Source organism: Corynebacterium marinum DSM 44953, from assembly GCF_000835165.1.
Lineage (GTDB): Bacteria > Actinomycetota > Actinomycetes > Mycobacteriales > Mycobacteriaceae > Corynebacterium > Corynebacterium marinum.
This window is the reverse complement of record NZ_CP007790.1, coordinates 485,282-510,102: the sequence shown is the minus strand read 5'-3', so window position 1 is coordinate 510,102 and position 24,821 is coordinate 485,282. Positions and strand designations below refer to the sequence as shown.

Here is a 24,821-nt window from a genome sequence, read left to right as displayed (position 1 = left end):
TTACTGTGGGCATGGGTTCCGTCCTCACTGGTTTCTCACTTCGACCCGCCACCGAATCGGATCGCACGTATCTTTCCCGCCTGTTCTTCCTCACCGATGTCTTCGGCGACGAATCCCAACCCGTCGGCGATGGTTACCTCGAGGATCTCGAGTGCTACGTCGGCGGGAGGACTCCCGGTCAGGGCGGGTTCATCGCGCTGAGCCCGGAGGTCATCCCGGCTGGCGGGGTGTGGCTGCGACACGGGCCGGGACGACCGGCCTTCGAGTTCGTCGCCGCTGACGTCCCCGAACTGGTCATCGCCGTGGAGCACCGTTACGGCGGCAACGGCCTCGGTTCCTCACTTATCGACGCCGCGCTCTCCCTCGCCCGTTCCCGCGGCCACGCGGGGGTCTCCCTGGCCGTGGACTTCGGCAACGACCGGGCCCGTGCGCTGTACGTGCGGTCCAGCGTGGGTAGCCGTCCCGGGTTCGGCTGCGAGGTGCTGCTCCACCGTTTCCCGGCGGCCTGAGAAAGCGCGAACCCGGGGCAGCCCCCTTGCTGGGGGCTGCCCCGGGTCACGCCCCGGGTCAGGAGATGACGACGATGAGGTCGCCGCCCTCCACCTTCGTGGGCTGGACGAATGCCGCCCGCTCGACGGTGCCGTCGATGGTGGCAGTGATGGTGGCCTCCATCTTCATCGCTTCGATGACCGCGACCGGGTCACCAGCCTTGACCTCGTCACCGACCTTCGCGGTGATGGTGACCACGCCCGCGAACGGAGCCGCGACGTGGCCCTTGTTACCGGTGTCAGCCTTCTCGGCGGAGGCGGTGACCGACTCGACGGAGCGGTCGCGGACCTTCATCGGCCGGATCTGCCCGTTGACGTTGGCCACGACCTGGCGCATACCCTTGGCGTCGGGCTCGCCGACGGCGTCGAGACGCACGACCAGCGGCGGCTGGTCCTTCTCGGTGAGCAGACGGATGATGCTCTCCTCGCCCTCCTTGAGGCCGTAGAAGAACACGCGGTCCTCGAGCGCGGCGGTGTTACCGTACTGGCGGCGGTGCTCCGCGAACTCGGCGGCCTGCTTGGGGAAGAGCAGCTTGTCCAGGGTGGAGCGGCGGGTCTGCCGGTCCGGGCTCAGGAGGTTCTCCTCCTCCTCGGCGGGGACATCCACCATGGTCGACGGGACGCTGTTGCGGCCCGCCAGGGCCTTCTCCCGCAGCAGCGGCCAGCCGCCGGGCGGGGTGCCCAGGTCGCCGCGCAGGAAGCCGACCACCGAATCCGGGATGTCGTACTTCTGCGGGTCGTGCGCGAAATCGGCCGGATCGACGCCGGCGCCGACCAGGTGCAGGGCGAGGTCGCCGACGACCTTGGACGACGGGGTGACCTTGGTGGGACGGCCCAGCATCTCGTTGACCGCCGCGTAGTAGTCCTCGATGAGCTCGAAACGGTCCTCCAGACCCAGGGCCTTGGCCTGTGCCCGGAGGTTGGACAGCTGGCCGCCGGGGATCTCGTGCCGGTACACCCGCCCCGTGGGACCTGGCACACCCGCCTCGAAGGGGGCGTAGAGCTGGCGCACGGCCTCCCAGTAGGGCTCCATGTCGGAGACGGCGTCCAGGGACAGGCCCGTGTCGCGGTGGGTGTCGGCGAAAGCGGCGACAATCGCGGACAGCGACGGCTGCGAGGTGGTGCCGGCCAGCGGGGCGGAGGCCCCGTCCACGGCGTCGGCACCTGCCTGCGCGGCGGCGAAGTAGGTGGCCAGCTGGCCGCCGGCGGTGTCGTGGGTGTGCACGTGGACCGGCAGGTCGAAGTTGCGGCGCAGCGCCTTGACCAGCCGGGACGCGGCCGTCGGGCGCAGCAGCCCGGCCATGTCCTTGATGGCCAGGACATGCGCCCCGGACTCGACGATCTTCTCGGCCAGGCCGAGGTAGTAGTCGAGGGTGTAGATCTTCTCGTTCGGGTCCAGCAGGTTACCGGAGTACGCCATGGCCACCTCGGCGACGGTGGTGCCGGTCTCCAGGACGGCGTCGATGGCGGGGCGCATCTGGGACACGTCGTTGAGCGCGTCGAAGATGCGGAAGATGTCCACGCCCGAGTCCGCGGCCTCCTTGACGAAGGCGTGCGCGACCGAGTCCGGGTACGGGGTGTAGCCGACGGTGTTGCGCCCGCGCAGCAGCATCTGGATGTTGACGTTGGGCATAGCCGCCCGCAGCGCGTCGAGACGCTCCCACGGATCCTCGTGGAGGAAACGCATCGCCACGTCGTAGGTGGCACCGCCCCAGGCCTCGACGGACAGCAGGTTCGGGGTCGTGCGGCCGACATGCTCGGCGGCGGCCACCAACGCGGAGGAACGGATGCGGGTGGCCAGCAGCGACTGGTGCGCGTCCCGGAAGGTGGTGTCGGTGACTGCCAGGGCGTCCTGCTCGCGCAGGTGCTCGGCGAATCGCTTCGGCCCGAGATCACGCAGGAGATCACGGGACCCGCGCGGCATCGGCGCGTCGCTCTTCGGGGGCAGCTTGGTCACCGGGCGGATCTCGGTGGGCCGCTTGCCGTGCGGACGGTTGACCGTGACGTCGGCCAGGTAGTTGAGGATCCGGCCAGCCTCGTCGTCCGCGGGCGGCGCGGACAGGAGGTGGATGTGGTCGTTGATGAAGTTGGTGGAGATGCGCTTGGTCTGGAAGTCGTCCTCGCGCAGTAGGGCCCGGAGGAAACCGATGTTGGTGGCCACACCCGAGACGGTGAATTCGTTGAGCGCACGCTGGGCACGGGCCACGGCCGTGGCGAAGTCGGCGCCGCGGCAGGTCATCTTCACCAGCATGGAATCGAAGTTCGGGGAGATTTCACCGCCGAGGGAGGCCGCGCCGTCGAGACGCACGCCCGCACCACCCGGGGAACGGTAGGCGGTGATCGTGCCGGTGTCCGGGCGGAAGTTGTTGGACGGGTCCTCAGTGGTGATGCGGCACTGCAGCGCCGCGCCGTGGAGCTTGATCGAATCCTGGGTCAGCCCCAGCTCCTTGAGCGTCGCGCCGGCGGCCAGGTGCATCTGCGCCTTGACCAGGTCGACGGAGGTGACCTCCTCGGTGACGGTGTGCTCGACCTGGATGCGCGGGTTCATCTCGATGAAGACGTGGTTTCCGTTCTCGTCGACGAGGAACTCCACGGTGCCGGCGCACTGGTAACCGATCTCCCGGCAGAACTTCACCGCGTCGGCGCAGATCTTCTCTCGCAGCTGCGGGTCGAGGTGCTGCGCCGGGGCGATCTCGACGACCTTCTGGTGGCGGCGCTGCAGCGAGCAGTCGCGCTCGTAGAGGTGGATGACATCACCGGTGTGGTCGGCGAGGATCTGCACCTCGATGTGCTGCGGGTTGAGCACGGCGCGCTCGAGGTAGACGCGGCCGTCGCCGAACGCCGCCTCCGCCTCGCGGGACGCCTCGACCGAGAGCTTCGCCACGTCCTCGGGGTTGGCGATGAAACGCATACCGCGGCCGCCGCCGCCGGCCACTGCCTTGACGAAGATGGGGAAGGTGAAGTCCTCGGCCATCTCGACGAGCTCGTCGATGTCGGTGGAGGGCTCGGAGTCCTGCAGGACCGGCAGACCGGCCTTCTTGGCCGCCTCGACGGCCGCGGACTTGTCACCGGTCAGGTCCAGGACCTCCGGCGGGGGGCCGATGAAGGTGATGCCGTTCTCGGCGCACTCGCGGGCCAGCTGGGCATTCTCGGAGAGGAAGCCGTAGCCGGGGTAGACGGCGTCGGCGTGGGTCTTCTTCGCCGCGCGGATGATCTCGTCGATGTCCAGGTAGGCCTTGACCGGGGAGCCTTCCGTGCCGATGCGGACCGCCTCGGAGGCAAACGACCGGTGGTGGGAGTTACGGTCTTCCTTGGGGTAGACCGCGACGGTGGCGGCTCCCGTCTCGAAGGCGGCGCGGAAGGCGCGCACGGCGATCTCACCGCGGTTGGCGACAAGCACCTTCTTGAATGCTGGCAGTGTGGTGGTGGCCACGAGGCAGGTCCTTTCCGAGCGCATGCGGATTTGCACGCTGGAATGTATCGGGGGTGCGTCCGAGAGGTGGGAAACTCTCTTCCAGTTCACTTTAACGCAATGTCGGGGTGAGCCTCGGGCGGGCGTCCCCGCCGGATTTAAGCCAACCGGGCAGGATTTCGATGCCCGATGCCCGATTCCAGGTGACACTATAAAACTGATAGGCATTATGAATACTTTTCCGCCGAGCGGAATATAAGCCAGTGAGGGGCGTGACGAAACCCACAGTGCCCGTCCGCGGGTGCGGACCTCACCGTGGGTTCCGGTCAGGGGTGACTCAGCGCTGATCCATCGGGACAACCTCGCGCTGCTCCGGACCGTTGTACGCCGACAGCGGACGGATCAGGGAGTTGTCCTCGTACTGCTCGACGATATGGGCGGTCCAGCCCGCCACCCGTGCTATGACGAACAGCGGAGTGAAAAAGTCCACCGGGAAGCCGAGCAGGTGGTATGCGGGGCCGGCCGGGAAGTCCAGGTTCGGCTTGATGCCGGTGCGGGAGTCCATGGCGTCGCGCATGTTCTCGTACATCGCCACCCACTTGGCTCCGTCGTGGCGCTCGGCGAGCGCGCGGAAGGACTTCTCCATCGACGGCACGCGGCTGTCACCCTTCTTGTACACCCGGTGCCCGAAGCCCATGATGAGGTCTTTGTTGTCCAGGGCGTTGTTCACCCAATCGGAGGCCATGCCGGGGTCGTCGATGGCGAGCATGGTGTGCATGACGAACTCGTTGGCTCCGCCGTGCAGCGGACCCTTGAGGGCGCCGATGGCGCCGGTGATGGCGGAATACACGTCCGAGCGGGTGGAGGTGATCACCCGGCCGGTGAAAGTGGAGGCGTTGAAGGAGTGCTCGGCGTAGAGGATGAGGGACTTCTCGAAGTCGCGGACGTCCTCCGGGTTCGACGCAGGGGACTCCGGGCCGTTGCCGAAGACCATGGAGAGCAGGTTTTCGGCGACGGATTTCTCCGGGTCGGGGGCGACGATGTCCTTGCCCTGGCGGCGGCGGATATCCATGGCCAGCACCATCGGCAGCTGGGCGAGCAGGTTGTGGCCGACGTGGGTGATGTGCTCGGTGTCGGGGGTGAAGTGCTCCGGGTCCTTAGTACCCATGTAGGACACGGCAGTGCGCATGACGTCCATCGGGTGGCATTCGGTGGGCAGGGAGTGGATCAGAGAGATGAGGCCCGGGTCGAGCGAGCGGTAGGAACGGCCCTTCCTGTTGAACTCGGCCAGCTGATCCCCGGTAGGCAGCTCACCGTTCCAGAGGAGGTAGAAGACCTCCTCGAAGGAGCAGTGCTCGACGAGATCCTGGACCGCGTAGCCGCGGTAGGTCAGGGAGTTGGTCTCCGGCATGACCTTGGACACGGCGGTGTAATCGGCGACAACCCCGTAGAGCCCCTTCCGGACGTCGGGCTCGGGCGCTGCCTGGGCGGCGGTGTTCGTGGTGGCGGTGCTGGTGGTCATGATGCTCATCCCCTGTTCGATAGGAAGGTTCAACGGGTGAAGGTGGGCTGGTAGCTGTCGGCGGAGTAGGTGAACACCTGCTGGTCGAAGGCGTTGTACTCGTTGTATCGGAGTAGTTCGTAGAGGCGGGAGCGGTGCTGCATCCGGTCGACCCACCCGGCCTGTGTGCCGGTGGCGGCGATCTCCCCGAGCGCCTCCTCCACCTGGCCCATCGCGATGCGCAGGGTGGTCACCGGGTAGATCACCGCGTTGAAGCCCAGCTCCTCGAGCTGGCCGGCGGAGAGGAGGTCGGACTTACCGAACTCGGTCATGTTCGCCAGGAGCGGCACGTCCACGGCCGACCGGAACTTCTCGAAGTCCGCCGGTGTGTGCAGCGCCTCGGTGAAGATGAGGTCCGCGCCGGCGTCGGCGTAGGCCTTGGCGCGCTCGATCGCGGCGTCGATGCCCTCGACCCCGGCGGCGTCGGTGCGGGCGCAGATGACGAACTGGTCGTCGCGGCGCTCGTTGACGGCCGCCGTGATGCGCCGGAGCATCAGCTCCACCGGCACGACCTCCTTGCCGTCGAGGTGGCCGCAGCGCTTGGGGTTGACCTGGTCCTCGAGGTGGCAGCCGGCGACGCCGGCGTCCTCGAGCTCGGAGATCGTCCGCGCCGCGGACATCGGCTCGCCGAAACCGGTGTCGGCGTCGACGAGCACAGGCAGGTCGGTCACCCGGGCGATCTGGGACGAACGGTGGGCAACCTCGCTCAACGTGGTCAGGCCGATGTCCGGCAGCGCCAGGTCGGCGGCCACCACCGCGCCGGAGACGTAGACGCCCTCGAAGCCGGCCTCCTGGATGGCGCGGGCCACCAGCGGGGAGAAGGCTCCGGGCATGCGCTGGATCCGGCCGCTGTTGAGCCCGTCGCGGAACGCTCGGCGACGCTCCGTCGGCGTCACAGTGGAGGAGAAGAGACCGGCCATCAGAACAGCCCTCCCGGGATCGTCGGGGCCTTGGCCAGGACATCCTCGCCCAGCTCGATGTTGAGTTCGGAGAGGTCGCTGAGGTTTTCGGTGTTTTCCGCGGCCGCGAGGAAGCGGTCCTGCTCTGCCTGGGGGACGATGCCCTCTGCCAGCGTGCGGAACTTGGCGATGTACTGCTCGCGGGCGAAGGGGCGGGCACCGAGCGGGTGGGCGTCGGCCACCGCGAGCTCGTCCTCGACCACCGTGCCGTCGCGGAAGGTGATGACGGCGCGGGCGCCGAAGGCCTTCTCGTCCGGGTCGGTGGAGTGGTAGCGGCGGGTCCACTCCGGGTCCTCGACGGTGCAGATCTTGCGCCACAGCTCGATGGTCTCCGGACGGTTGGCTCGCTCCGGCGCGTAGGAGCGCTCGTGGTGCCAGGCGCGGTCCTCCAGCGCCACGGCGAAGATGTACATGATGGAGTGGTCGAGCGTCTCACGCGAGGCGGCGGGGTCGAACTTCTGCGGGTCGTTGGACCCGGTGCCGATCACGTAGTGGGTGTGGTGGCTGGTGTGCAGGACGATGGACTCGACGTCGCGCAGGTCCCTGCCGTCGGTGGCGAGCCGCTCTCCCATCCGGCGGGCCAGGTCGATCGGCGCCTGGGACTGGTACTCCGCGGAGTGCTCCTTGGTGTAGGTGTCCAGGATGGCGCGCTTCCCCTCGCCCTCCCCCGGCAGCGGGACGGTGTACTCGTGGTCCGGGCCGGAAAGCAGCCAGGCGATGACGCCGTCCTCGCCCTCCCAGATCGGGGCCGGCGCACCCTCGCCGCGCATGGCGCGGTCGACCGCCTCGATGGCCATCTTGCCGGCGAAGGCCGGGGCAAAGGCCTTCCAGGAGGAGATCAGGCCTTTGCGGGACTGGCGGGTGGCGGTGGTGGTGTGCAGCGCCTGGCCGACGGCCTGGTAGATGGTGTCCACGTCCAGATCGAGCAGGGTGCCGATGCCGGCGGCCGCCGACGGGCCGAGATGCGCCACGTGGTCGATCTTGTGCTCGTGGAGGCAGATGCCCCGGACCAGGTCGACCTGGATCTCGTAGCCGGTGGCCAGGCCGCGGATGAGCTCGCGGCCGCCCTTGCCGGACTGCTGGGCGGCGGCGAGAATCGGAGGGATGTTATCGCCCGGGTGGGAGTACTCGGCGGCGAGGAAAGTGTCGTGGAAGTCGAGTTCCCGGACGGCGGTGCCGTTGGCCAGGGCCGCCCACTCGGCGGCGTACTTCCCCGGCAGGCCGAAGACGGAGGCGCCGCCGGTGGTGGCCGGGCGGGCCTGCGCCATGACGCGGGCGGAGGTGACCGGGCGGCGGAGAGCCGAGGCGACGGAGACGGCGGCGTTGTCGATGATCCGGTTGATGATCATCTCCTTCGTCTCCTCCGGAACCTCGACGGGGTCGGCGGCGACGCGGGCGATCTTGTGTGCCAGGTGCTCCTCGTAGGGAAATTCTTCGGCGGAGCGGTGGGTACGCACAGTGTGGTTGATCATGGCGGTGGGTTCTACTCCTTGCTCGGTGCTCGGTGCTCGATGCGGATTGCGCTGAGCCTCACACTAATGCGAAGTATGTGTTGGCAGTCACAGTAAATCTTGCGTAAAGTAGCGGTATCAGTTCATGCATTTTGCGAAACTTGTGGAAACTGCAGGTCACCTCCCACTTCGGAAGCACAGGACACCCATGGGCAAACACTTCGCGGGGGCACGGATCCGCACGCTCCGACGCACCCGCAACCTCACCCAGCAGGAGATGGCGCGCAGACTCAACCTCTCCACCAGCTACCTCAACCAGCTGGAGAACGACCAGCGGCCGCTGACCGTCACCGTGCTCATGTCCCTGTCCCGCCATTTCGACGTTGACCCGGCCTTCTTCTCCCCCGACCACGACGCACGCACTGTCGGTGAGCTGCGGGAGGCCTTCCCCACCGTCCCCGACACCCAGCTCGCCGACCTCGTCGCCCGCTACCCCGAACTGGTCGCGGAAGTCCTCCAGCTCGCCGACCGCGCCCCTTCGCGGGCCGACGACTCCCCCTACCGCCTCGTCCGCGACTTCTTCTACGAGGCGCACAACTACATCCACGAACTCGACACGCTCGGGGAGGAACTGGCCGGCCGGCTCGGCGACCCCCAGCTCCGGCTCACGCGCCTGGCGACCACCCTGGACCGCGACCTCGGCGTGGTCGTCCGATTCCGCCGGATCAGCAACGGGCCGCGGCGCGTGTACCACCCTGAGACCCGGGAACTCCACCTGCGCACCGGGCTGAGCGAAGCCCAGCTCTGCTTCGAGCTGGCCCTGCAGTACGCACTGACGGGGCACGCCGACCTGCTGCGGGAACTCGCTGCATCCCTGCCCACGGAGGAGTCCCGCGGCATCGCAGTCCTCGCGCTGGCCCAGTACTTCGCCGCGGCTGTGGTCATGCCCTACGAGGCGATGCTCAGCACCGCGGAGGAGGTCCGCTACGACATCGACCGCCTGGCCACGCACTTCGGCACCGGCTTCGAGACCACCTGCCACCGCCTGTCCACCCTCAACCGGCCGGGGGCCCGGGGAGTCCCGTTCTTCTTCGTCCGCACCGACCGTGCGGGCAACATCTCCAAACGCCAGTCGGCCACCGGCTTCCACTTCTCCCGCTCCGGCGGCTCATGCCCCCTGTGGGTGATCCACCGCGCCTTCGAGACCCCGGGACGGGTCACCCGCCAGGTGGCCGGCATGCCGGACGGGCGGCACTATCTGTGGATCGCCAGCACCGTCCGCGGGCAGGCGCACGGTTTCGGCCGGCCCCGCAAGGAGTTCGCCGTGGGGCTGGGCTGCGACCTCGACCAGGCCGAACGCCTTGTCTACGCCAACGGACTGGACCTCTCCCCCGCCTCGGCCACCCCCATCGGGCCGGGCTGCACCGCCTGCCCGCGGGAACGCTGCCCCCAGCGCGCGTTCCCCCACGCGGGCGGGCGGGTGGTCGTCGACCTCGACGCCACCCTCGACTTCTCCTACACCACTTACTGACTACTCCAGGTCGTCGTGCGCCACCAGGCGCCGGGCCGCCTCGGTGATGGAACCGGACAGCGAGGGGTACACCGCGAACACCTCGGCCAGCTGTTTGACGGTGAGGTTATTGGACACCGCGATGGCGATGGGCAGGATGAGCTCCGAGGCGCTCGGTGCCACGATCACGCCACCGATGACCAGGCCGGAGTTGCGCCGGCAGAACAGCTTGACGAAGCCGTGTTTGAGGGAGCGCATCTTCGCGCGCGGGTTGGACTGCAGCGGCAGCACGACGGCACGCGCCGAGACCTCGCCGCTCTCCACCTGCGCGTGGGTCACTCCCACGGCGGCGATCTCCGGCCGGGTGAACACGGCGGTGGCCACGGTCTTCAGGCGGATCGGGCTGACGCCCTCGCCGAGGGCATGGTACATGGCCAGGCGGCCCTGCATCGCGGCGACCGAGGCCAGCGGGAACAGGTCGGTGCAGTCGCCGGCGGCGTAGATGCCCGACACGTTCGTGCGTGAGACCCGGTCCACCTTGATGTGGCCCGAAGGGGTGGTCTCCACCCCGACGTTCTCCAGGGAGAGACCCTCCGTCGCGGGGACGGAACCGATCGACATGATCGCGTGGGACCCGAAGATCTCGCGGCCGTCGGTGGTCTTGACGCGGACTCCCCCGTCTTCCGTGCGGGTCACGGACTCGACGCGGGCGTGCTTTTCCAGGGATACGCCGCGCTGCGACAGGACGTGCTCCAGCACGTCGGCGGCGTCGGCGTCGTCGTGCGGGAGAATACGGTCGCGGGAGGCGACCATGGTCACCTTCACGCCGAGCTCGGCGAAAGCGGACACGAATTCCGCGCCCGTGACACCGGAACCCACCACAATGAGGTGGTCCGGGGTCTCCTCCAGGTCGTAGACCTGCTGCCAGGTGAGGATGCGCTCTCCGTCCGGCTCGGCGCCCGGGAGGATGCGCGGGGTGGCGCCCGAGGCCAGGAGCACCAGCTCGGACTCGAAGATCTCCTCCGTGCCGTCCTCGAGCGTGGCGGTGACCCGGTGGTGCAGCTGCTCCAGCTGGGACTCCGCGAAGCGGCCGCGTCCGTGGACCATGCGCACGCCCGCCCGCTCGAGCTGGACGTGGATGTCGTCGGACTGCTCCTGCGCGAGCACCTGCACACGCTTGTTCAGCGCGGGCAGGTGGATCCGCGCCCGGCCCAGCAGACTGTTGAGCCCCATGTCGTCCGCGCGGCGGAGATCCGTCTTGATTCCGGTGCCCGCGATGAAGGATTTCGACGGGACACAGTCGAGGAGGACGGAGGAGCCGCCGATGCCGCGCTCCTCGATGATCGTCACATCCGCCCCGTATTTGGCTCCGGCCAGCGCCGCCTCGTAGCCGGCCGGGCCTCCGCCGATGATGACGATTCGATTGCTCAAGGGTTTCCTCCGCGCGTCGTTGAAAATCCACGTCGGTTGTGGACAATTGCCCGGCCCAGTCTAGTCCCTAGGAGAGGAACCCGCCGTTGCCTGCACCGGCCCCCGCGTCCCCGCCGTACTGTTCGACGACCGAGCCGAAGAGGCGCACGCCGACGCCGATCGAACGCTCGTCCACGTCCAGGTCGCCCTGATGCAGGTCCTGCATCCTCCCCTTGCCGGACCAGCAGCCCAGGCGCGCCATCGAACCCGGCACATGCTCGAGGTACATGGAGAAGTCCTCCCCGCCGCTGGACTGCGGGGCCTGGACGACGGCCTGCGGGTCGATGGCGCGGGCGGCGTCGGCAAGCATCGCGGTGGCGACGTCGTCATTGATCACCGGGGGCACACCCCGTTGGTAGATGAGCTCGTGTGAGCACCCCGTGGGGGCGAGAACCTGCGCGATCATCTCCTCCAGGAGCGTCTGCAGGGAACGCCACGTGGCGACATCCGCCGTCCGGATCGTGCCGGTCAGCTGGCCCGACTCCGGGATCGCGTTCGGCGCGTAGCCGGCGTTGAGCGAACCGAACACCAGCACCGTGCCCGTCCGCGGATCCACCCGCCGGGACAACAGCGCCGGCAACTGCGTGACCAGGGAACTCAGGCCGAAGACCACGTCGTTGGTCAGGTGCGGGCGCGCGGAGTGCCCGCCGGGCCCGGTCACCTTGATCCGCAGCACGTCCGCGGCGGAGGTGATCGCGCCGGTGCGCACGCCCACCTTGCCCACCTTGAGTTTCGGTTCCACGTGCAGGCCGAAAATCGAGTCGACGCCGTCCAGCCCACCCCACGCGATGACGTCCGAAGCCCCGCCGTCCATGACCTCCTCAGCCGGCTGGAAGATGACGCGGATGCCGTGCCGCAGCGATGCCTCGTTGTCAGCCAGCGCGCACGCCAGCGCCAGGGCGATGGTCGTATGGACGTCGTGTCCGCACGCGTGCGCCACACCCGGGACCGCGGAGGCGTACGGGAGCCTGGTCAGCTCGGTGAGGGCGAGGGCGTCGATGTCGGCGCGGAACGCCAGGCGGCTGCCGGAGTCCGGGCCGATGTCCACCATGAGGCCCGTTCCCGGGAAACGCCGGGGTGAGAGTCCGTAGGACTTCAACGTCTCCTCGAGGAACTCCGTCGTCTCGTACTCCATGTGCGACAGCTCCGGACGGGAGTGCACGTGGCGGCGCCAGCCGAGCACCTCGTCCCGGTGAGCGACGAGCCACTCGTCGATAAGCGCGGCGATACCCTGCACGGACTGTCCTTTCCGTAAGACCTCGGAGCGAAGATCCACGGAACCCAGCCTACTCCGTGACAGGTCCCCGACCCTCCACCGCCTTCGGTCCGGACTCATCCACCGCCCGCGGCAGGTCAGCTTCGCCGAGGACGGGATCCTCCTCGTAGCGGGGCCCCCGCCCCTGCTGCGCGAACGCGCGCCGGAACGGGCGGACGTCTTTCTCCCCGCCCGGCCAGTCGATCGAGATGCCCACCTCGTCCGCCGAGCAGATGTCCGCCACCAGGCGGTCGCCGCCCGGCAGCAGCGCCGCCGGCGGCACGTCGAGGGCGCGGGCGAGCCGGTACACGATCGACAGGTGCGGGTCCGTGGCCGTGCCGGAGTTGTTGAGGTTGCGCTCGATGTTGGAGATGGAGTTGCGCGAGATGTCTGACAACGAGGCCAACTGCTCCTGGGTCAGCCCGCGCAACCTGCGCAGCGTGGAGAGATTTCTGCCCAGCCGCAGGCCGTAACTCGGCCACGGCTTCCACTCGCTTCTCTGCGCCATTCCTCCAACGTGCCCACCACGGTGGGAGATCACCGCCCACTGCAGTGGGCAGGATCGAAGGGGGCTGCTAGAGGTCGATGTTGCGCGGGCCGTAGAGGCGGTCGCCGGCGTCGCCCAGGCCGGGCACGATGTAGGCGTCATCGTTGAGCTCCGGATCGATGCACGCCGTGATCAGGCGGCAGGGCAGGCCGGAGGACGCGAGCGCATCCACGCCCGGCTGCGCGGAGACCATGCAGACAGCTGTGATGTCCGTGGCACCGCGGTCCGCCAGCAACCGGATGGCGTGCAACAGAGAACCGCCGGTGGCCAGCATCGGGTCCACCACGAAGACGGTGCGCCCGGTCAGATCGTGCGGCAGCGCCTCGAGGTAGGGCACGGGCTCGTGGGTGACCTCGTCGCGGGCCAGGCCGATGAATCCCACCTGCGCGTCGGGGATCATCGACAGCGCCGGGTCGATCATGCCCAGCCCGGCGCGGATCACCGGCACGATGATCGGCGGGTTCTCCAGCCGCGTGCCCTCCGCGACGGCGACCGGGGTCTGGCATTCGAAATGCTCCACGGTCAGATCCCGGGACGCCTCGTACACCAGCATGGTGCCCAGGTCCGCCAGGGCGGCGCGGAAGGCCGTGTTGTCGCTGCGGTGGTCGCGCATGATGGTCAGCCGGGAGGCAGCGAGCGGATGGTTGACGATGGTTATCTCCATGGTCCCCATGCTAGACCCGGGCCCGGCCCGCGCCGCGCATGGTCGCGCGGATTTTCCGCCGCCCGGGAACCTTCCGCGCCCGCCGGCAGTCCAATTAAGGCATGAGCACCTTCTCCGTGGATCCCGACCGCGCCCGCCTGTTGGCCGGTGAACTTCTCGACGCCGCCTCCCGCCTCCCCGACACCCCTCTGCCCCACGCCGACACCTCCGCCGGACTCGGCCGATTCGCGGGTTCCCTGCACGGGGCGCTGGCACACTTGGGCGACCAGACCCGGCGCGTCCATGACCGGGCCCGGGTGCTGGCGGAGCGCTCCCGGCAGGTCATCGACGCCGCCGAACACACCGACCACGCGGCGGCGGCGCGGCTGGGGAGGCTGCCATGAGGGACATCATCTCCGCCCTCCAGCACATCGCCGCCCTCCAGCCGGCGCACCTGCCACAGGTCCGGTTGCCGGGCCTACCGGATTTCCAGGCCGCACTGCCGCTGTGCGAGATGATCGCCGCCGGCTCGCCGGGCGGGGCGACCCTGGTGCAGACCGCACAGGCGGTCACCTCGGACCGGGAGCTGGTGTCGCGCATCAACGACCTGGCCGGGGAGCACGTGGAGGCCGCCCGCGCCGAACTGCTCCACCTGGCCGGGGAGCTGGGCGGGCAGGCCGCGCAGGTGCTCCCCCGCCTCCTTTCGCCGACCCCCGGTGCCCAGGCCGGGGCGCTGCTGGAACTGCGGCACCTGGCGGACGTCTTCACCGGCGCGGCCGCCAACCGGGCGCTCGAACTCCGGGAGTCGCTCGACCCGTTGGCCGACGATCTCGACCGGGTCAGCCGGACGGCGCACACTGCCCCGCTGCCGGACCCCGCCGTCGGCCACCCCGCGAGCCCCGGGCCTCCGGGATCCCCCGGGATTTCCCCCGAAGCATCCGTAGAGGCCTCTCCCGGGGAAGCACCGCCGCCCGCAGGTTCCGGCGAGGCCGCCGTCGCCGCCGCCCTCAGCCAGGTGGGCACGCCTTATGTCTGGGGCGGCACCGGGAACGGCGGCTACGACTGCAGCGGCCTGACGCAGTGGGCCTGGCGGCAGGCCGGCGTGGAGCTGCCCCGGCTGGCGGAGCAGCAGGACGTGGGAAGGCAGGTGGGCGCGGAGGAGCTCATTCCGGGCGATCTCGTGGTGTGGGACGGCCACGTGGCGATGTACGCCGGGGACGGCCGGATCGTGGAGGCCGGCGACCCCGTGCAGACCAATCCTCTGCGGACCACCAACATGGGGATGGCCTTCAAGGGTTTCTGGCGGCCGACCGGGTGAGACTCCGGTAGAATCCCGGCCCATGACCTCCCGTGCGATCATCCCCGTGAAACTGTCTCTTACCGAGGGTGATTACTACACCCTCTGGGCGCCCACCTGGAAGGAGCACGGTGCCGAGTGGCAGGCCTTCCTCGGCGACGACGCGGGGCTGTTCCTCTTCACCTCGCCTGCCAGGCTGCTGGCCTTCCTCAACTCGGGCAGGAAGCACGACCTTCGTTCGCACCCGAAGTGGAGCTCCTTCGAGGCGCAGCCGGCCGACCTGATCGTGCCGGACAAGAAGGATGTCTACGACATCGTCGGCGCCCCCGAGCTGCTGGCGGGCCGCCCGTCCTACGAGAACGTCTCGGCGCTCAGCCGCATCTTCCACCTCACCCGCTCCCTCGGCGAGGTCACCGGCGCCGACGACGCCGTCCTGTTCTTCGCCTCCCACTCGATGCTGGGCAACGTCCACCGCGGCGCCGAGCACTACGCCGGCGAGCATGGCATGGGCGAGTGGTCCGCGGTGGGCCGCACGGTCCTGGGCGGCTGGCGGAAGGTCGTCGAATCCCTCGACGCGCAGGTCCGCGTCATCGATGTGGACGAGAAGGAGACCGCCGAAGCACAGTCGCTCATCGACGCCGCCCACATCGCCGCCGCCGAGGCCCGAGCGAAGGCCGAACTCGCGGCCAAGGAAGCCGAAAAGCAGGCCGACCCCTACGATTCGTCTGTCTGGGGTGCGGCCGGCATCGACCCGGTGAAGATCACCCTCCAGGGCAAATCCGTGTACACGCTGCGCACCTACGTCGAGGGCCGGCCGGTGTTCCTCGGCCGTTACGGCGAGATCTTCACCTTCCCCACCCACCGCCAGCTCTCGCGCTGGCTGGTGGAGAACGACGAGCACGACATGGCGCCCCTCGCCACCTGGGAGCAGGTGATGACGCTCGCCAACGCCGGCGAGCTGGACATCACAGTCCACCCGGACAACGAGTACTCCTACCAGGGGCTGGTGGCGGACATCGAGAAGGGCCCCGACGCCGTCGACACCGCCCAGATGAGCCGCGGTTACGAACTGTTCGCCGACGCCGCCGACTGGGCCGCCGACGATTCGCTCAACTCCTACCTCCTGGCCAACCCCCGCATGCAGGACTACCTCTCCTACATGCTCGGCTCAACCGAGAACGCGGGCTACGTGCCCTCCGCGCCCTTCAACGACCACTCCACCGCGTGGAAGGACCTGGAGGACATGCTGATCAAGCGGTTCTCCAAGTTCTAGTCCTCCACCGGAGCCGCCTCGACGTCCAGGGCCTCGAAGTCCTGGGCCTCGTAGGCGGGGAGGATGACGCGCTCGAGCAGGTCCTGGCGTTGCACCTCAGTGATGAAGGCGGCCCGCACGGCGTTGACCGTCAGGTCGAAGAACTCCTCGGGACCGTAGCCGAAGGCCTCCGCCAGGACGGTGAACTGGTCGGTGAGGGATCCCGCGACGGCGCGGTCGCCGGTGTTGACGGTGCAGGTGAATCCGAGCTGCTGCAGGAGGGTCAACGGGTGGTCGCCCAACTCTTCGGCGGCCTCGAGCTGCACCTCCAGGGTGGGGGCGAATTCGAGGGTGATGTGTCGGTCGCGGACCCAGCCGGAGACCTGTCCGGGCAGGACCCCCTCGAAGCCCTCGGTGTCGATGCGGAAATCATCGATCAACTCCACGGAGTGGCTGAGGCGGACCGCACCCAGCTGGACGGCTTCGGCGACGGAGTCGATTCCCCCGTCGAGACCGGCGTGCACGGTGAAGGGGACGTAGGCCTCGCGCAGGCGGCGGAAGGCGTCAGCGTGCCCGGCCAATGATTCGGCCTCCGGCCCCGCTACGTCGAAGCCGACGACCTTCCCGCCGTGGTTGTGCACGGCGAGGTCCGCGGTCTCGGCGACGAGCCGGCCGCGCTGGGCGGTGAGGATCAGGCGGGCGTCGATACGCGGGACGTCGAGCCCCGCGACAGCGCAGTCCACGACCTCCTGCAGTGTGAGGCCGCCGTGGGTGTGCAGCTCCGGGGAGATGCGGAGTTCGACGTAGACGACGTTGTCGGCGGCCAGTTCGGTGAGCTGCGCGCGCACCTGGGCGGTGAGGGTCTCCGGGGTCTGCGCGGGTTCGCCGGTGAGATGGTCGTGGAGGAGGACCTTGGGCAGGCCCGCGAGAACTTCACGGTTGACGGTCTTGCGGTCCGGGCTGATGTCGGGGGTCTCATGCATGGGGTCCATGCTAATAGGACCCCCGCGCCCCCGGCGCCGCCGCCTAGCGGCCCGGCTTGCGCACGACCTCGGCGCCGGCCCAGCGGTCGTGGGAGCCGATGTTCTGGTTGGCCGGGTTGATGGACGTGCCGATGACGATCATGCCGACCAGCGCGATCAGCGAGCCGATGCCCGGGACGATGTTGATGATGCGCCACCACTGTCGCTTCGCCGACTGCTCGAGGGTGAGTTTCCCGCCGGTGGCCGAGTCGCGGACCTCATAGCCGAAGAGGTGCTTGACCGGGGAGGCTCCCGTGTACACCTCGAAACCGAGGAAGTAGGCGAGGCCGACGAGGCTGACGATCAGCCAGCTGAGGAAACCGTCCGCACCGAGCATCGCCGCGAATACCCCGGTGACCATGGAGGCGGCGAGGCCGTCGAGCAGCATCATGCCCAGGCGCAGGCCCGCCCCCGGCCGGTCGGCCGGCGCCGCCGCAGCCGCCTGGTAGGCGGGCACCCCGGCCGTGTATTGGGAGGGGTTGGCGAAAGGGTCCGGCTGGGGCTGGGTCGGAGTGTAGGTGGGGTAGTTGTAGGAGTTCGGCTGCGGTTGCGGCGGCTGCTGCATCTGGGGTCCCGGCTGAGGGTAGAGCGAAAGATCCGGCAAGGCGCCGAAGTTCCCCAGATACTCCAGGTCGTCCCAGGTGAGGCTGAGCCCGGCGTCCAGGGCGTCGTCGTAGGTGGCTCTGCGGTCCTCGGCGGCGAGCACGGCGAAGGCGGTGTGCAGCTGCCTCCGCCGGGGGTCGCTGTCGGAGATGGCCTGCATCTCCAGGTCGAGGTCGCGTTCCGCGATGACACGTCCGAGGTCCTCGGCCGAGGCGGAGCGGTCCAGTCCGTGGATCTGGTAGAGGTCGGGAGTCGGAGAGGTCATGGCATCCACCTTGTGTCCTTGGGTTGATCGTTGACTTCAAGGATAAGGCCGGAGCCGGGGCTCCGGTATCCGGAATGCCCCTGACTCACCCCGGACATCTGCACCCTGAGGAGCGTTATTTCCGGCGCAGCAGCGCGATGGCACCCGCACCCACGGCGCCGAGCGCGGCACCCACCCCGATGGCGGTGCCCGCGCCGGGCCCGCGGTTGATCTCCTCGCGCACCCGGATGATGGCCGGCTCCGGGGACGGCGCCTGCGCCAGCCGCATGGATTCCTCCGTGGTGGCCGCCCAGGCGGAGACGTACATGACGATGCGCCACACCAGGTACAGCACGACCATGAGTCCGATGATCGGGCCGAAGGTGGCGCCCGCCGGGTTGGACAGGGCGTTGGAGGCGAACACCGTGCCGAGCTGTTTGATCACCTCGAAAGCCACGGCGCCGATCGCCGCGGCCTTCAGCCCGGAGCGGCGGGGCACCTTCGTGCGGGGCAGGTAGAAGATCATCCAGGCCATGACGAGGAAGTTCGCGAGAAGCCCCACCGCCAGCGCGACGGCGAAGGTGATGAAGCGGATACCCGGGATGCCGCCGAGCCCGACGAAGTCGAGAAGGTACTGGGTGGCCCCGGAACTACCGATGGCGGTGACGGCGAACGCCACCGCGAGTGCCAGGAACAGGCCCAGCAGCCCCATCAGATCGCTGAACTTGTTGACGAAGAAGTTGCCGACGGCGGTCGGGTCGACCTTCCACATCTTGGACACTCCGTAGCGCAGGTTGTTCATCCATCCGAGGCCGGACCACAACGCGGTCAGGCCACCGATGCCGGCGACTGCGCCGCGCTGCTCGATCGCGGTGGTGAGGATGTCATTGATCAGGGTGCCCAGTTCGCCCTCCACTGACCCGGCGATCTGATTCTGCAGCTCGGTCAACGCCTCCGGCCGGCTGGCCAGAAAAGCGGCGGCGGCCGCGACGAGCAGCATGATGACCGGGAAGACCGAGAGGACGGAGAAATAAGTGATGCCGGCGGAGTACTGGTTTCCGCCCATGGAGGAGTACCGCTCCTGCATCCGCATCACATGGTCTACGGTCTCAGACTTGTCCCGGACCTTGTCCACGGCGCCCGGATCATCGTCGTGGACACGTTCAATGCCAAATTCATCGGTGTAGCGCTGGTCGGGTTGTGTGCTGGTGGCCACGCCTGCTCCTTAGCCGTCGATAAGTCCTTGCGGTAATATATGACACCAACGGTAGGGAAGAATTCAGCTCCGTGCACCTGGTCGGGCGGAACCGTTACGCGGGTCAGCGCAGCGGACGGAGGAAACCGACCTTGTCGTAGACCTCCTGGACCACGGCCTCCGCGTACTCGCCGGCCCGCTCGGCCCCCTTGGCCAGGATGCGCTCGAGCTCGCCGCGGTCGGCCATGAGTTCGTCGTAGCGGGCGCGCAGCGGGGTGGTGAAGGCCTCGAGCGCGTCGGCGGTGTCGACCTTGAGGGCGCCGTAGCCGGCCCCCTCGTAGCCGGCGACGAGGGCGTCGATGCTCTCGCCCGTGAGCGCCGACTGGATGGCCAGCAGGTTGGACACGCCGGGCTTGTTCTCCCGGTCGTAGGCGATCACGCCGTCATTGTCGGTGACGGCGGAACGGATGCGCTTGGCGGAGACCTTCGGATCGTCGAGCAGGTTGACCAGACCCTTGGGGTTCTCGCCCGACTTCGACATCTTGGCGGTGGGGTTCTGCAGATCCTGGATCTTGGCGGAACCCTCCGGGATGAAGCTCTCGGGCACGACGAAGGTCTCCCCGTACCGGGAGTTGAATCGCTCCGCCAGGGTGCGGGTCAGCTCCAGGTGCTGGCGCTGGTCCTCACCCACCGGCACGAGCTGCGGGCGGTAGAGGAGGATGTCCGCGGCCATGAGCACGGGGTAGGTGAACAGTCCCACCGTGGAGCGGTCGGCTCCCTGTTTCGCGGACTTGTCCTTGAACTGAGTCATGCGGGAGGCCTCGCCGAAACCGGTGAGGCAGCCGAGCACCCAGGTCAGCTCGGCGTGCTGCGGCAGGTGCGACTGCACGAACAGGGTCGACTTGTCCGGGTCGATGCCCAGGGCGATGAGCTGGGCGGTGCCCGCCACGGTGCGCTGACGCAGCTCCGCCGGGTCCTGATCGACGGTGATCGCGTGCAGGTCGGGGATGAAGTAGAACGCATCGTAATGGTCCTGCAGTTCGATCCACTGCTTCAGCGCACCGAGGTAGTTTCCCAGGTGGTAGGAGTCCGCGGTCGGCTGGATGCCGGAAAGGACGCGCTGGCGGGATTCGGTCGACGGGGTCTGCTCGCTCATGAGGAACGAGTCTAGTACCGCGGCCGGGGACTGTGGCCCCGCGGGTTACCGGCCGGAAGGATCACGTCCGACTGCCTCCGCCGGCATCCTCCTCCCGATCGCTCTGCGGATCATCCGCCGGCACCCTGTCCCCGGTACAATTCGGTCCTATGGAACTGCTGGATGCGGGGCGGATCATCATCGGACTGGTGCTGTTGATCCTGGGCGGGGAGTTCCTGGTGCGGGGCGCCTCAGCGCTGGCCCGCCGGGTGGGGATCTCCGCTCTGGTGGTCGGACTCACCGTGGTTTCGGCGGCCACGTCCGCACCGGAGTTGGCGATCACCGTCGGGGCGGTCCTGCGGGACGAACCCGGGTTGGCCGTCGGGAACGTGGTCGGCAGCAATATCGTCAACATCCTGTTCATACTCGGGCTCTCCGCCCTGATCCTCCCCCTGGCCGTCACGCGCGGACTGGTGCGGTTCGACGTCCCCCTGATGGTCGGCATGTCCGCCGGCCTGCTCCTGCTGTCCCTCGACGGGGTGATGGGTGCCGTCGACGGGCTGGTGTTGTTCTCCGTGGTGGTTGCGCACACCGTGTGGACGATCACCGCCGGCCGGCGCAGTGCCCGGACGCCGGGCAGTGCCGCGGAGTCCGCCCCCGATTCCTCTGCCGCAGGCGCCGGCGGCGGGGACGTGAAACCGCCCGCCACGTCGACTGCCACGTCGACCGCCTGGTCGCTGCTGTTCATAGCGGCCGGAATCGGGCTGCTGGTGGGCGGGGCCACCGTCCTGGTCGAAGGCGCCGTCAACATCGCCACCTCGCTGGGTGTCAGCAGCCTGGTGGTCGGGTTGACCGTCGTCGCAGTCGGCACGTCCCTGCCCGAATTGGTGACCTCCATCACCGCCGTGCGCCGCGGCGAGCGGGACATCGCGGTAGGCAACATAGTGGGCAGCAACATCTTCAACATCGGAGTGGTGCTCGGGCTGCCGGCCATGATTTCCGGCGGCGGCATTCCGGTGGCCGGTTCAGCGGTGGCCCTGGACATCCCGGTCATGCTGGCCGCGGCGGCCGCCCTGCTGCCCGTCATCTTCACCGGCTTCGTGGTGGCGCGGTGGGAGGGAGCCGTCTTCTTCGGCCTCTACCTCGCCTACACCGGTTACCTCGTGCTCGCGGCCACCGAGCACGACGCCCTGGGCGGGTTCACCGCCGTGATGGTCTGGTTCGTCCTGCCGCTGGTGGCTGTCACCCTGATCGCCTTCACCTCATACGAAATCGGGCTGCGCAACGGTCGCAGACAACCAGCACGTACCGCCCCGTCATGACGTCAGCCGGACCGCCCCGGGAAGGCGGTCCGTGACCCGGCAACGGCGGAGGCGGCGCCGATGCCTGCTTATCGACGCCGCCTCTGTCCCACCCTGCCGCTAAAGCTTGTGGGAGGTGGGGCTGTACTTGTCCAGGCCGATGGCGATGGCGGCGACGATGAGGGCGCCACCGGTGGCCATGACGAGTGCGGCGACGATGGCCAGCACGGAGAAGCCGATGGCGTTGTACCAGAAGATGCCGGCGGCCAGCAGGGCAGCACCGAGGATCAGGTAGATGAGAGCGCGCATGTGAGTTTCCACTTCCGTAGTTCGTCAGGACGAGATGATGTCAGTCGTTGACACATCTTAGCAGCGGGGGGTCGTCAACGGGGGCTGACTGCCCCGTCCCCGTCCTCCGGATCGAGCTTCTCGTCCGGGTCCCCGCCCGTGGCATCCTCCGGTAGGGACCACCGCTGTTTACGGCCCTTGCCCCGGCGCCCGTTGAGCTTGCCCAGCAGCGAGTACCGCGACGTGTCGAAAGTGACGCGGCGGCGTGACAGGCGCAGCTGCCGGCGCATCGACTGGTAGGACAGCGAGGCACGCGGGTCGATCGGCTGATCGGCGCCCCGGTAGTCGAACACCGGGAGGCTGAGCCCGAAGTACATTGCGATGACGCGGATGCCGAAGGCCGCCGCCAGGGTGATCACGATGGTCCAGTTCTCGCTGACCCCGGCCGCCAGCAGGCTCATGTAGATGCCCGTCGCCATGATCGAGATGGACGCGTACAACTCCTTGGAGAACACCAGCGGCATCCGGTCGCTCATCAGGTCGCGCAGCACGCCGCCGGAGACGCCGTTGACCACCGCCGCCACCGACGCGATGACGAAGCCGTGGCCCTGCTCCAGGGCGATCTGCGTGCCGATGACGGAGAAGGTGGCCAGTCCCACGGCGTCGGCGAGCAGGAACAGCTTCCGGAAGTAGTGCATGAGGAACGACAGGGACACCGTCACCAGCGCCGCGACCACGACGATGACGAGGTAGATCGGATCCTCCACCCAGGTCAGCGGGTAGGTGTCCAGGATCATGTCGCGGATCGTGCCGCCGCCCAGGCCGGTCAGCGCGGCGAGGGCGACGACCCCGAACAGGTCCATCTTCTGCCTGCCCGCCGCTAGGGCGGCGGTGATGGCCTCGGCGGTGATGCCGACGACGAACAGGGCGGTCAGCAGGTGTGCGGTGTCAACGGCGTTCATGGTCAGGCATAGGTCACATTCAGCGGGGAGTGGTCGGACCAGCGGGTCTCCACGGTGGGTGCGCGGTCGACCCAGCTGCGCTCGGCGCGGCCGAGCATGTTCTCGGTCGCCGCCTGATAGTCGATGCGCCAGCCGGCGTTGTTGTTGAACGCCTGGCCGCGGTACGTCCACCAGGTGTACGGCCCCTCCCCCTCCGGTTGGAGGCGGCGGGCCACGTCGAACCACTTCGGTTCAGTGGCTGCACCCCGGATGGTACGCCCGCCGTACTCCACCACACCGAAGTACTCCCCCAACCCGGGCTTCTCCTGCGGGGACTCGTCCGGGTGGGGGCCGAACACGGAGTCCAGGAAGGCACGCTCATCGGCGAGGAAACCCGACTTCTTCATGTTCCCCTTCCAGTTCTTCAGGTCCTCCCGGCGGTGGCAGATGTTCCAGTCTCCGCCGATGACCATGTCGGGGAACTCCCCGGCGCGCTCCTCCAGGACGGGGCCGAACTCGTCGAGGAACAGGTACTTCTCGTCCTGCTTCTCCGACCCCGCAGAACCGGAGGGAAGATAGAGGGAGGCCACCCGCACGCCGTCGAAGGTGCCCTCGATCCAGCGGCCCGAATCGGCGAAGGAGCCCAGGCCCACGCGGACGTCGTCAAGCGGGGCGCGGGACAGGATGCCCACGCCCGCCCGGCCGCGGGCGGCTGCGGGGGCGCCGACGTAGTGCCAGCCGGCGTCCAGAGCCGGCTGCAACGCCTTGACGGACTCGTCGACCGTGGCCCGCACCTCCTGGAGAAGGACCACATCGGAGGATGATTCCCGCAGCCAGGCCAGCATGCCTGGGTTGTCTTCGTTGCGCTGTTTGACGGCGGCGCGGATTCCGTTGACGTTGATGGAGGTGATGGTCAGACTCATGACCGTCACCTTATCCTCGCCCGTCGACGCAGCCACACCGCGGGGAACCAGATGGCGATCGCGGCGACCGCCAGCCCCGCCCCGGCCAGCGCGGGGGCCGAGTAGCCCAGGCCCGCGGCGATGACCGCGCCGCCGAGCGCGGCGCCGCCCGCGTTAGCCAGGTTGAGGGCCGAGTGGTTGAGTGCCGCGGCCAACGTCTGGGCGTCGCCGGCGACGTCCATGAGGCGGATCTGCAGGGAGGGGACGAGGGAGGCGCCGAAGAATCCGATGAACGCGAAGTTGAGCGTGCCGGCCACGGGATGCACCGAACTGAAGTAGAAGGCCGTGAGCACCACTGCGACCATCACCAGGGCGAAGAGGATCCCGTACTCGAGGTTGCGGTCCGCCAGGCGGCCGCCGAACCAGTTGCCCAGGACGGAGCCGACGCCGTAAGCCATGAGCACCAGCCACATCCACCCGATATCAATTCCGGCGCGCCCGGGGTCCGTCATGGTCCAGGAGATATAGGTGTAGACGGCGAACATGCCGCCGAAACCGACCGTGCCAATACCCAGTGTCAGCCACACCTGCGACCGGGACAGCGCGCCGAGCTCCGTGAGCGCCGAGGTCGGGGCCATCCGGGTCATGTGCGGCATGAGGAACCAGAGCGCGATGAACGTTGCGAGGCCGAGCACCGCCACCAGCAGGTACGCCGCCGACCAGCCGAAGGCCTGGCCGAGGGCCTGGGCGGCGGGCACACCGGCGACGGTGGCGACGGACAGGCCCATCCCGATGAAGGCGACGGCCCGGCCCCGCTGCCCCGGCGGCGCCATCGACGCCGCGGACAGCCCGGCCACCGAGAAGTACGCGCCGTGCGGCAGACCGGCGAGGAAGCGTGCCGCCATGAGCAGCGCGTAGTTGTCAGCCAGCGCGGCGATGACATGTCCGGCAGTGAAGGCGACCATGAGCAGCAGGAGCAGCCGGCGCCGGGGCACCAGCCCCGTCAGCGCGGTGATCACGGGGGCACCGACCACCACACCGAGGGCGTAGGCGGAGATGACGTGGCCTGCCTGGTTCTCCTCGATCCCGAAGTCCTGGGCGATGAGCGGCAGCAGCCCCATCGAGACGAACTCCGTGGTGCCGATGGCGAATCCGCCGAGGGCGAGCGCGACCATGACGATGATGCGGCGGCGTTCGGAGATCTCGGTCTGCCGCGGCCGGGGGCGGCGGGAGGGGACGACGGTGCGGGCGGATCGGAGGCGGTCTTTCACGTGTGGGCATACTA

22 protein-coding genes are annotated in these 24,821 nt (G+C 68.6%); 6 read left to right on the top strand and 16 right to left on the bottom strand.

Features of this window, described 5'->3' with window-relative positions:
* Positions 1-11: 11 nt before the first annotated feature.
* The gene (locus B840_RS02515; RefSeq protein ID WP_042622457.1) at positions 12-509 is read left to right on the top strand and encodes a GNAT family N-acetyltransferase; all 498 of its coding nucleotides are present in this window, start codon (positions 12-14) and stop codon (positions 507-509) included.
* Between the two features lie 58 nt (positions 510-567).
* Here the strand turns inward: B840_RS02515 and B840_RS02510 are convergent, their stop codons facing one another.
* The 4 genes from B840_RS02510 to prpD all read right to left on the bottom strand — a co-directional run bounded on the left by B840_RS02510 (position 568) and on the right by prpD (position 7,952).
* The gene (locus B840_RS02510) at positions 568-4,005 is read right to left on the bottom strand and encodes a pyruvate carboxylase (RefSeq protein WP_042620823.1); all 3,438 of its coding nucleotides are present in this window, start codon (positions 4,003-4,005) and stop codon (positions 568-570) included.
* 292 nt (positions 4,006-4,297) lie between these two features.
* A complete protein-coding gene (locus B840_RS02505; protein WP_042622456.1) occupies positions 4,298-5,482 on the bottom strand; it encodes a bifunctional 2-methylcitrate synthase/citrate synthase in 1,185 nt (394 codons plus the stop codon).
* A gap of 29 nt (positions 5,483-5,511) precedes the next feature.
* Positions 5,512-6,441 carry a methylisocitrate lyase gene (gene prpB, locus B840_RS02500; RefSeq protein ID WP_042620822.1) on the bottom strand — a complete coding sequence of 310 codons (930 nt, stop codon included), beginning with the start codon at positions 6,439-6,441 and terminating at the stop codon, positions 5,512-5,514.
* Positions 6,441-7,952, bottom strand: a complete 1,512-nt coding sequence (prpD, locus tag B840_RS02495) for a 2-methylcitrate dehydratase PrpD (RefSeq protein ID WP_042620821.1) — start codon at positions 7,950-7,952, stop codon at positions 6,441-6,443. Before prpD ends, prpB begins: the two co-directional genes overlap by 1 nt.
* Before the next feature lie 187 nt (positions 7,953-8,139).
* Between prpD and B840_RS02490 the strand changes: the two genes are divergently transcribed.
* Positions 8,140-9,462: a short-chain fatty acyl-CoA regulator family protein gene (locus tag B840_RS02490; protein WP_042620820.1), complete on the top strand. Its 1,323-nt coding sequence runs from the start codon at positions 8,140-8,142 to the stop codon at positions 9,460-9,462.
* Here the strand turns inward: B840_RS02490 and B840_RS02485 are convergent, their stop codons facing one another.
* The 4 genes from B840_RS02485 to upp form a co-directional block, all read right to left on the bottom strand.
* Complete coding sequence (locus B840_RS02485; RefSeq protein WP_042620819.1) at positions 9,463-10,872, bottom strand: NAD(P)H-quinone dehydrogenase; 1,410 nt, start codon at positions 10,870-10,872, stop codon at positions 9,463-9,465. It lies immediately after the preceding gene.
* Positions 10,873-10,939: 67 nt separating this feature from the next.
* The gene (locus tag B840_RS02480; RefSeq protein ID WP_229676548.1) at positions 10,940-12,148 is read right to left on the bottom strand and encodes an amidohydrolase; all 1,209 of its coding nucleotides are present in this window, start codon (positions 12,146-12,148) and stop codon (positions 10,940-10,942) included.
* Between the two features lie 49 nt (positions 12,149-12,197).
* Positions 12,198-12,674, bottom strand: a complete 477-nt coding sequence (locus B840_RS02475) for a helix-turn-helix domain-containing protein (protein WP_042620818.1) — start codon at positions 12,672-12,674, stop codon at positions 12,198-12,200.
* A gap of 67 nt (positions 12,675-12,741) precedes the next feature.
* Positions 12,742-13,377, bottom strand: a complete 636-nt coding sequence (gene upp / locus B840_RS02470; protein WP_042620817.1) for a uracil phosphoribosyltransferase — start codon at positions 13,375-13,377, stop codon at positions 12,742-12,744.
* A 101-nt stretch (positions 13,378-13,478) separates the two neighbouring features.
* Here upp and B840_RS02465 point away from each other — a divergent pair, with 101 nt between their 5' ends.
* The 3 genes from B840_RS02465 to B840_RS02455 are packed head-to-tail and all read left to right on the top strand — an operon-like array spanning position 13,479 to position 15,926.
* Complete coding sequence (locus tag B840_RS02465; protein ID WP_042620816.1) at positions 13,479-13,760, top strand: hypothetical protein; 282 nt, start codon at positions 13,479-13,481, stop codon at positions 13,758-13,760.
* Positions 13,757-14,674, top strand: a complete 918-nt coding sequence (locus B840_RS02460; RefSeq protein ID WP_042620815.1) for a C40 family peptidase — start codon at positions 13,757-13,759, stop codon at positions 14,672-14,674. The genes B840_RS02465 and B840_RS02460 overlap by 4 nt, the downstream gene beginning before the upstream one ends.
* Positions 14,675-14,696: 22 nt before the next feature.
* Positions 14,697-15,926 (top strand): hypothetical protein, encoded by a 1,230-nt coding sequence (locus tag B840_RS02455; RefSeq protein WP_042620814.1) that lies wholly within the window; start codon positions 14,697-14,699, stop codon positions 15,924-15,926.
* Here the strand turns inward: B840_RS02455 and B840_RS02450 are convergent.
* The 4 genes from B840_RS02450 to trpS all read right to left on the bottom strand — a co-directional run bounded on the left by B840_RS02450 (position 15,923) and on the right by trpS (position 20,125).
* On the bottom strand, positions 15,923-16,888 hold the full coding sequence (locus B840_RS02450) for an amidohydrolase family protein (RefSeq protein ID WP_042620813.1): 966 nt from the start codon (positions 16,886-16,888) through the stop codon (positions 15,923-15,925). The two genes, B840_RS02455 and B840_RS02450, sit on opposite strands and share 4 nt — an antisense overlap.
* Before the next feature lie 43 nt (positions 16,889-16,931).
* Complete coding sequence (locus B840_RS02445) at positions 16,932-17,795, bottom strand: RDD family protein (protein WP_042620812.1); 864 nt, start codon at positions 17,793-17,795, stop codon at positions 16,932-16,934.
* A gap of 115 nt (positions 17,796-17,910) precedes the next feature.
* Positions 17,911-18,990 carry a YhjD/YihY/BrkB family envelope integrity protein gene (locus B840_RS02440; RefSeq protein WP_042620811.1) on the bottom strand — a complete coding sequence of 360 codons (1,080 nt, stop codon included), beginning with the start codon at positions 18,988-18,990 and terminating at the stop codon, positions 17,911-17,913.
* A 103-nt stretch (positions 18,991-19,093) separates the two neighbouring features.
* The gene (gene trpS, locus B840_RS02435; RefSeq protein WP_042620810.1) at positions 19,094-20,125 is read right to left on the bottom strand and encodes a tryptophan--tRNA ligase; all 1,032 of its coding nucleotides are present in this window, start codon (positions 20,123-20,125) and stop codon (positions 19,094-19,096) included.
* A 149-nt stretch (positions 20,126-20,274) separates the two neighbouring features.
* Between trpS and B840_RS02430 the strand changes: the two genes are divergently transcribed.
* Positions 20,275-21,426 (top strand): calcium/sodium antiporter, encoded by a 1,152-nt coding sequence (locus B840_RS02430; RefSeq protein ID WP_042620809.1) that lies wholly within the window; start codon positions 20,275-20,277, stop codon positions 21,424-21,426.
* 99 nt (positions 21,427-21,525) lie between these two features.
* Here the strand turns inward: B840_RS02430 and B840_RS02425 are convergent, their stop codons facing one another.
* From B840_RS02425 to B840_RS02410, 4 genes are all read right to left on the bottom strand, one after another.
* Positions 21,526-21,714, bottom strand: a complete 189-nt coding sequence (locus B840_RS02425) for a hypothetical protein (protein ID WP_042620808.1) — start codon at positions 21,712-21,714, stop codon at positions 21,526-21,528.
* Between the two features lie 74 nt (positions 21,715-21,788).
* Entirely contained in the window at positions 21,789-22,655 is an 867-nt protein-coding gene (locus B840_RS02420; protein ID WP_084602723.1) for a trimeric intracellular cation channel family protein, read from the bottom strand.
* A gap of 2 nt (positions 22,656-22,657) precedes the next feature.
* Positions 22,658-23,557, bottom strand: coding sequence for an exodeoxyribonuclease III (locus tag B840_RS02415; protein WP_042622453.1), 900 nt, complete (start codon positions 23,555-23,557; stop codon positions 22,658-22,660).
* Positions 23,558-23,562: 5 nt separating this feature from the next.
* Positions 23,563-24,711, bottom strand: coding sequence for an MFS transporter (locus tag B840_RS02410; RefSeq protein WP_052491209.1), 1,149 nt, complete (start codon positions 24,709-24,711; stop codon positions 23,563-23,565).
* Positions 24,712-24,821: the final 110 nt, after the last annotated feature.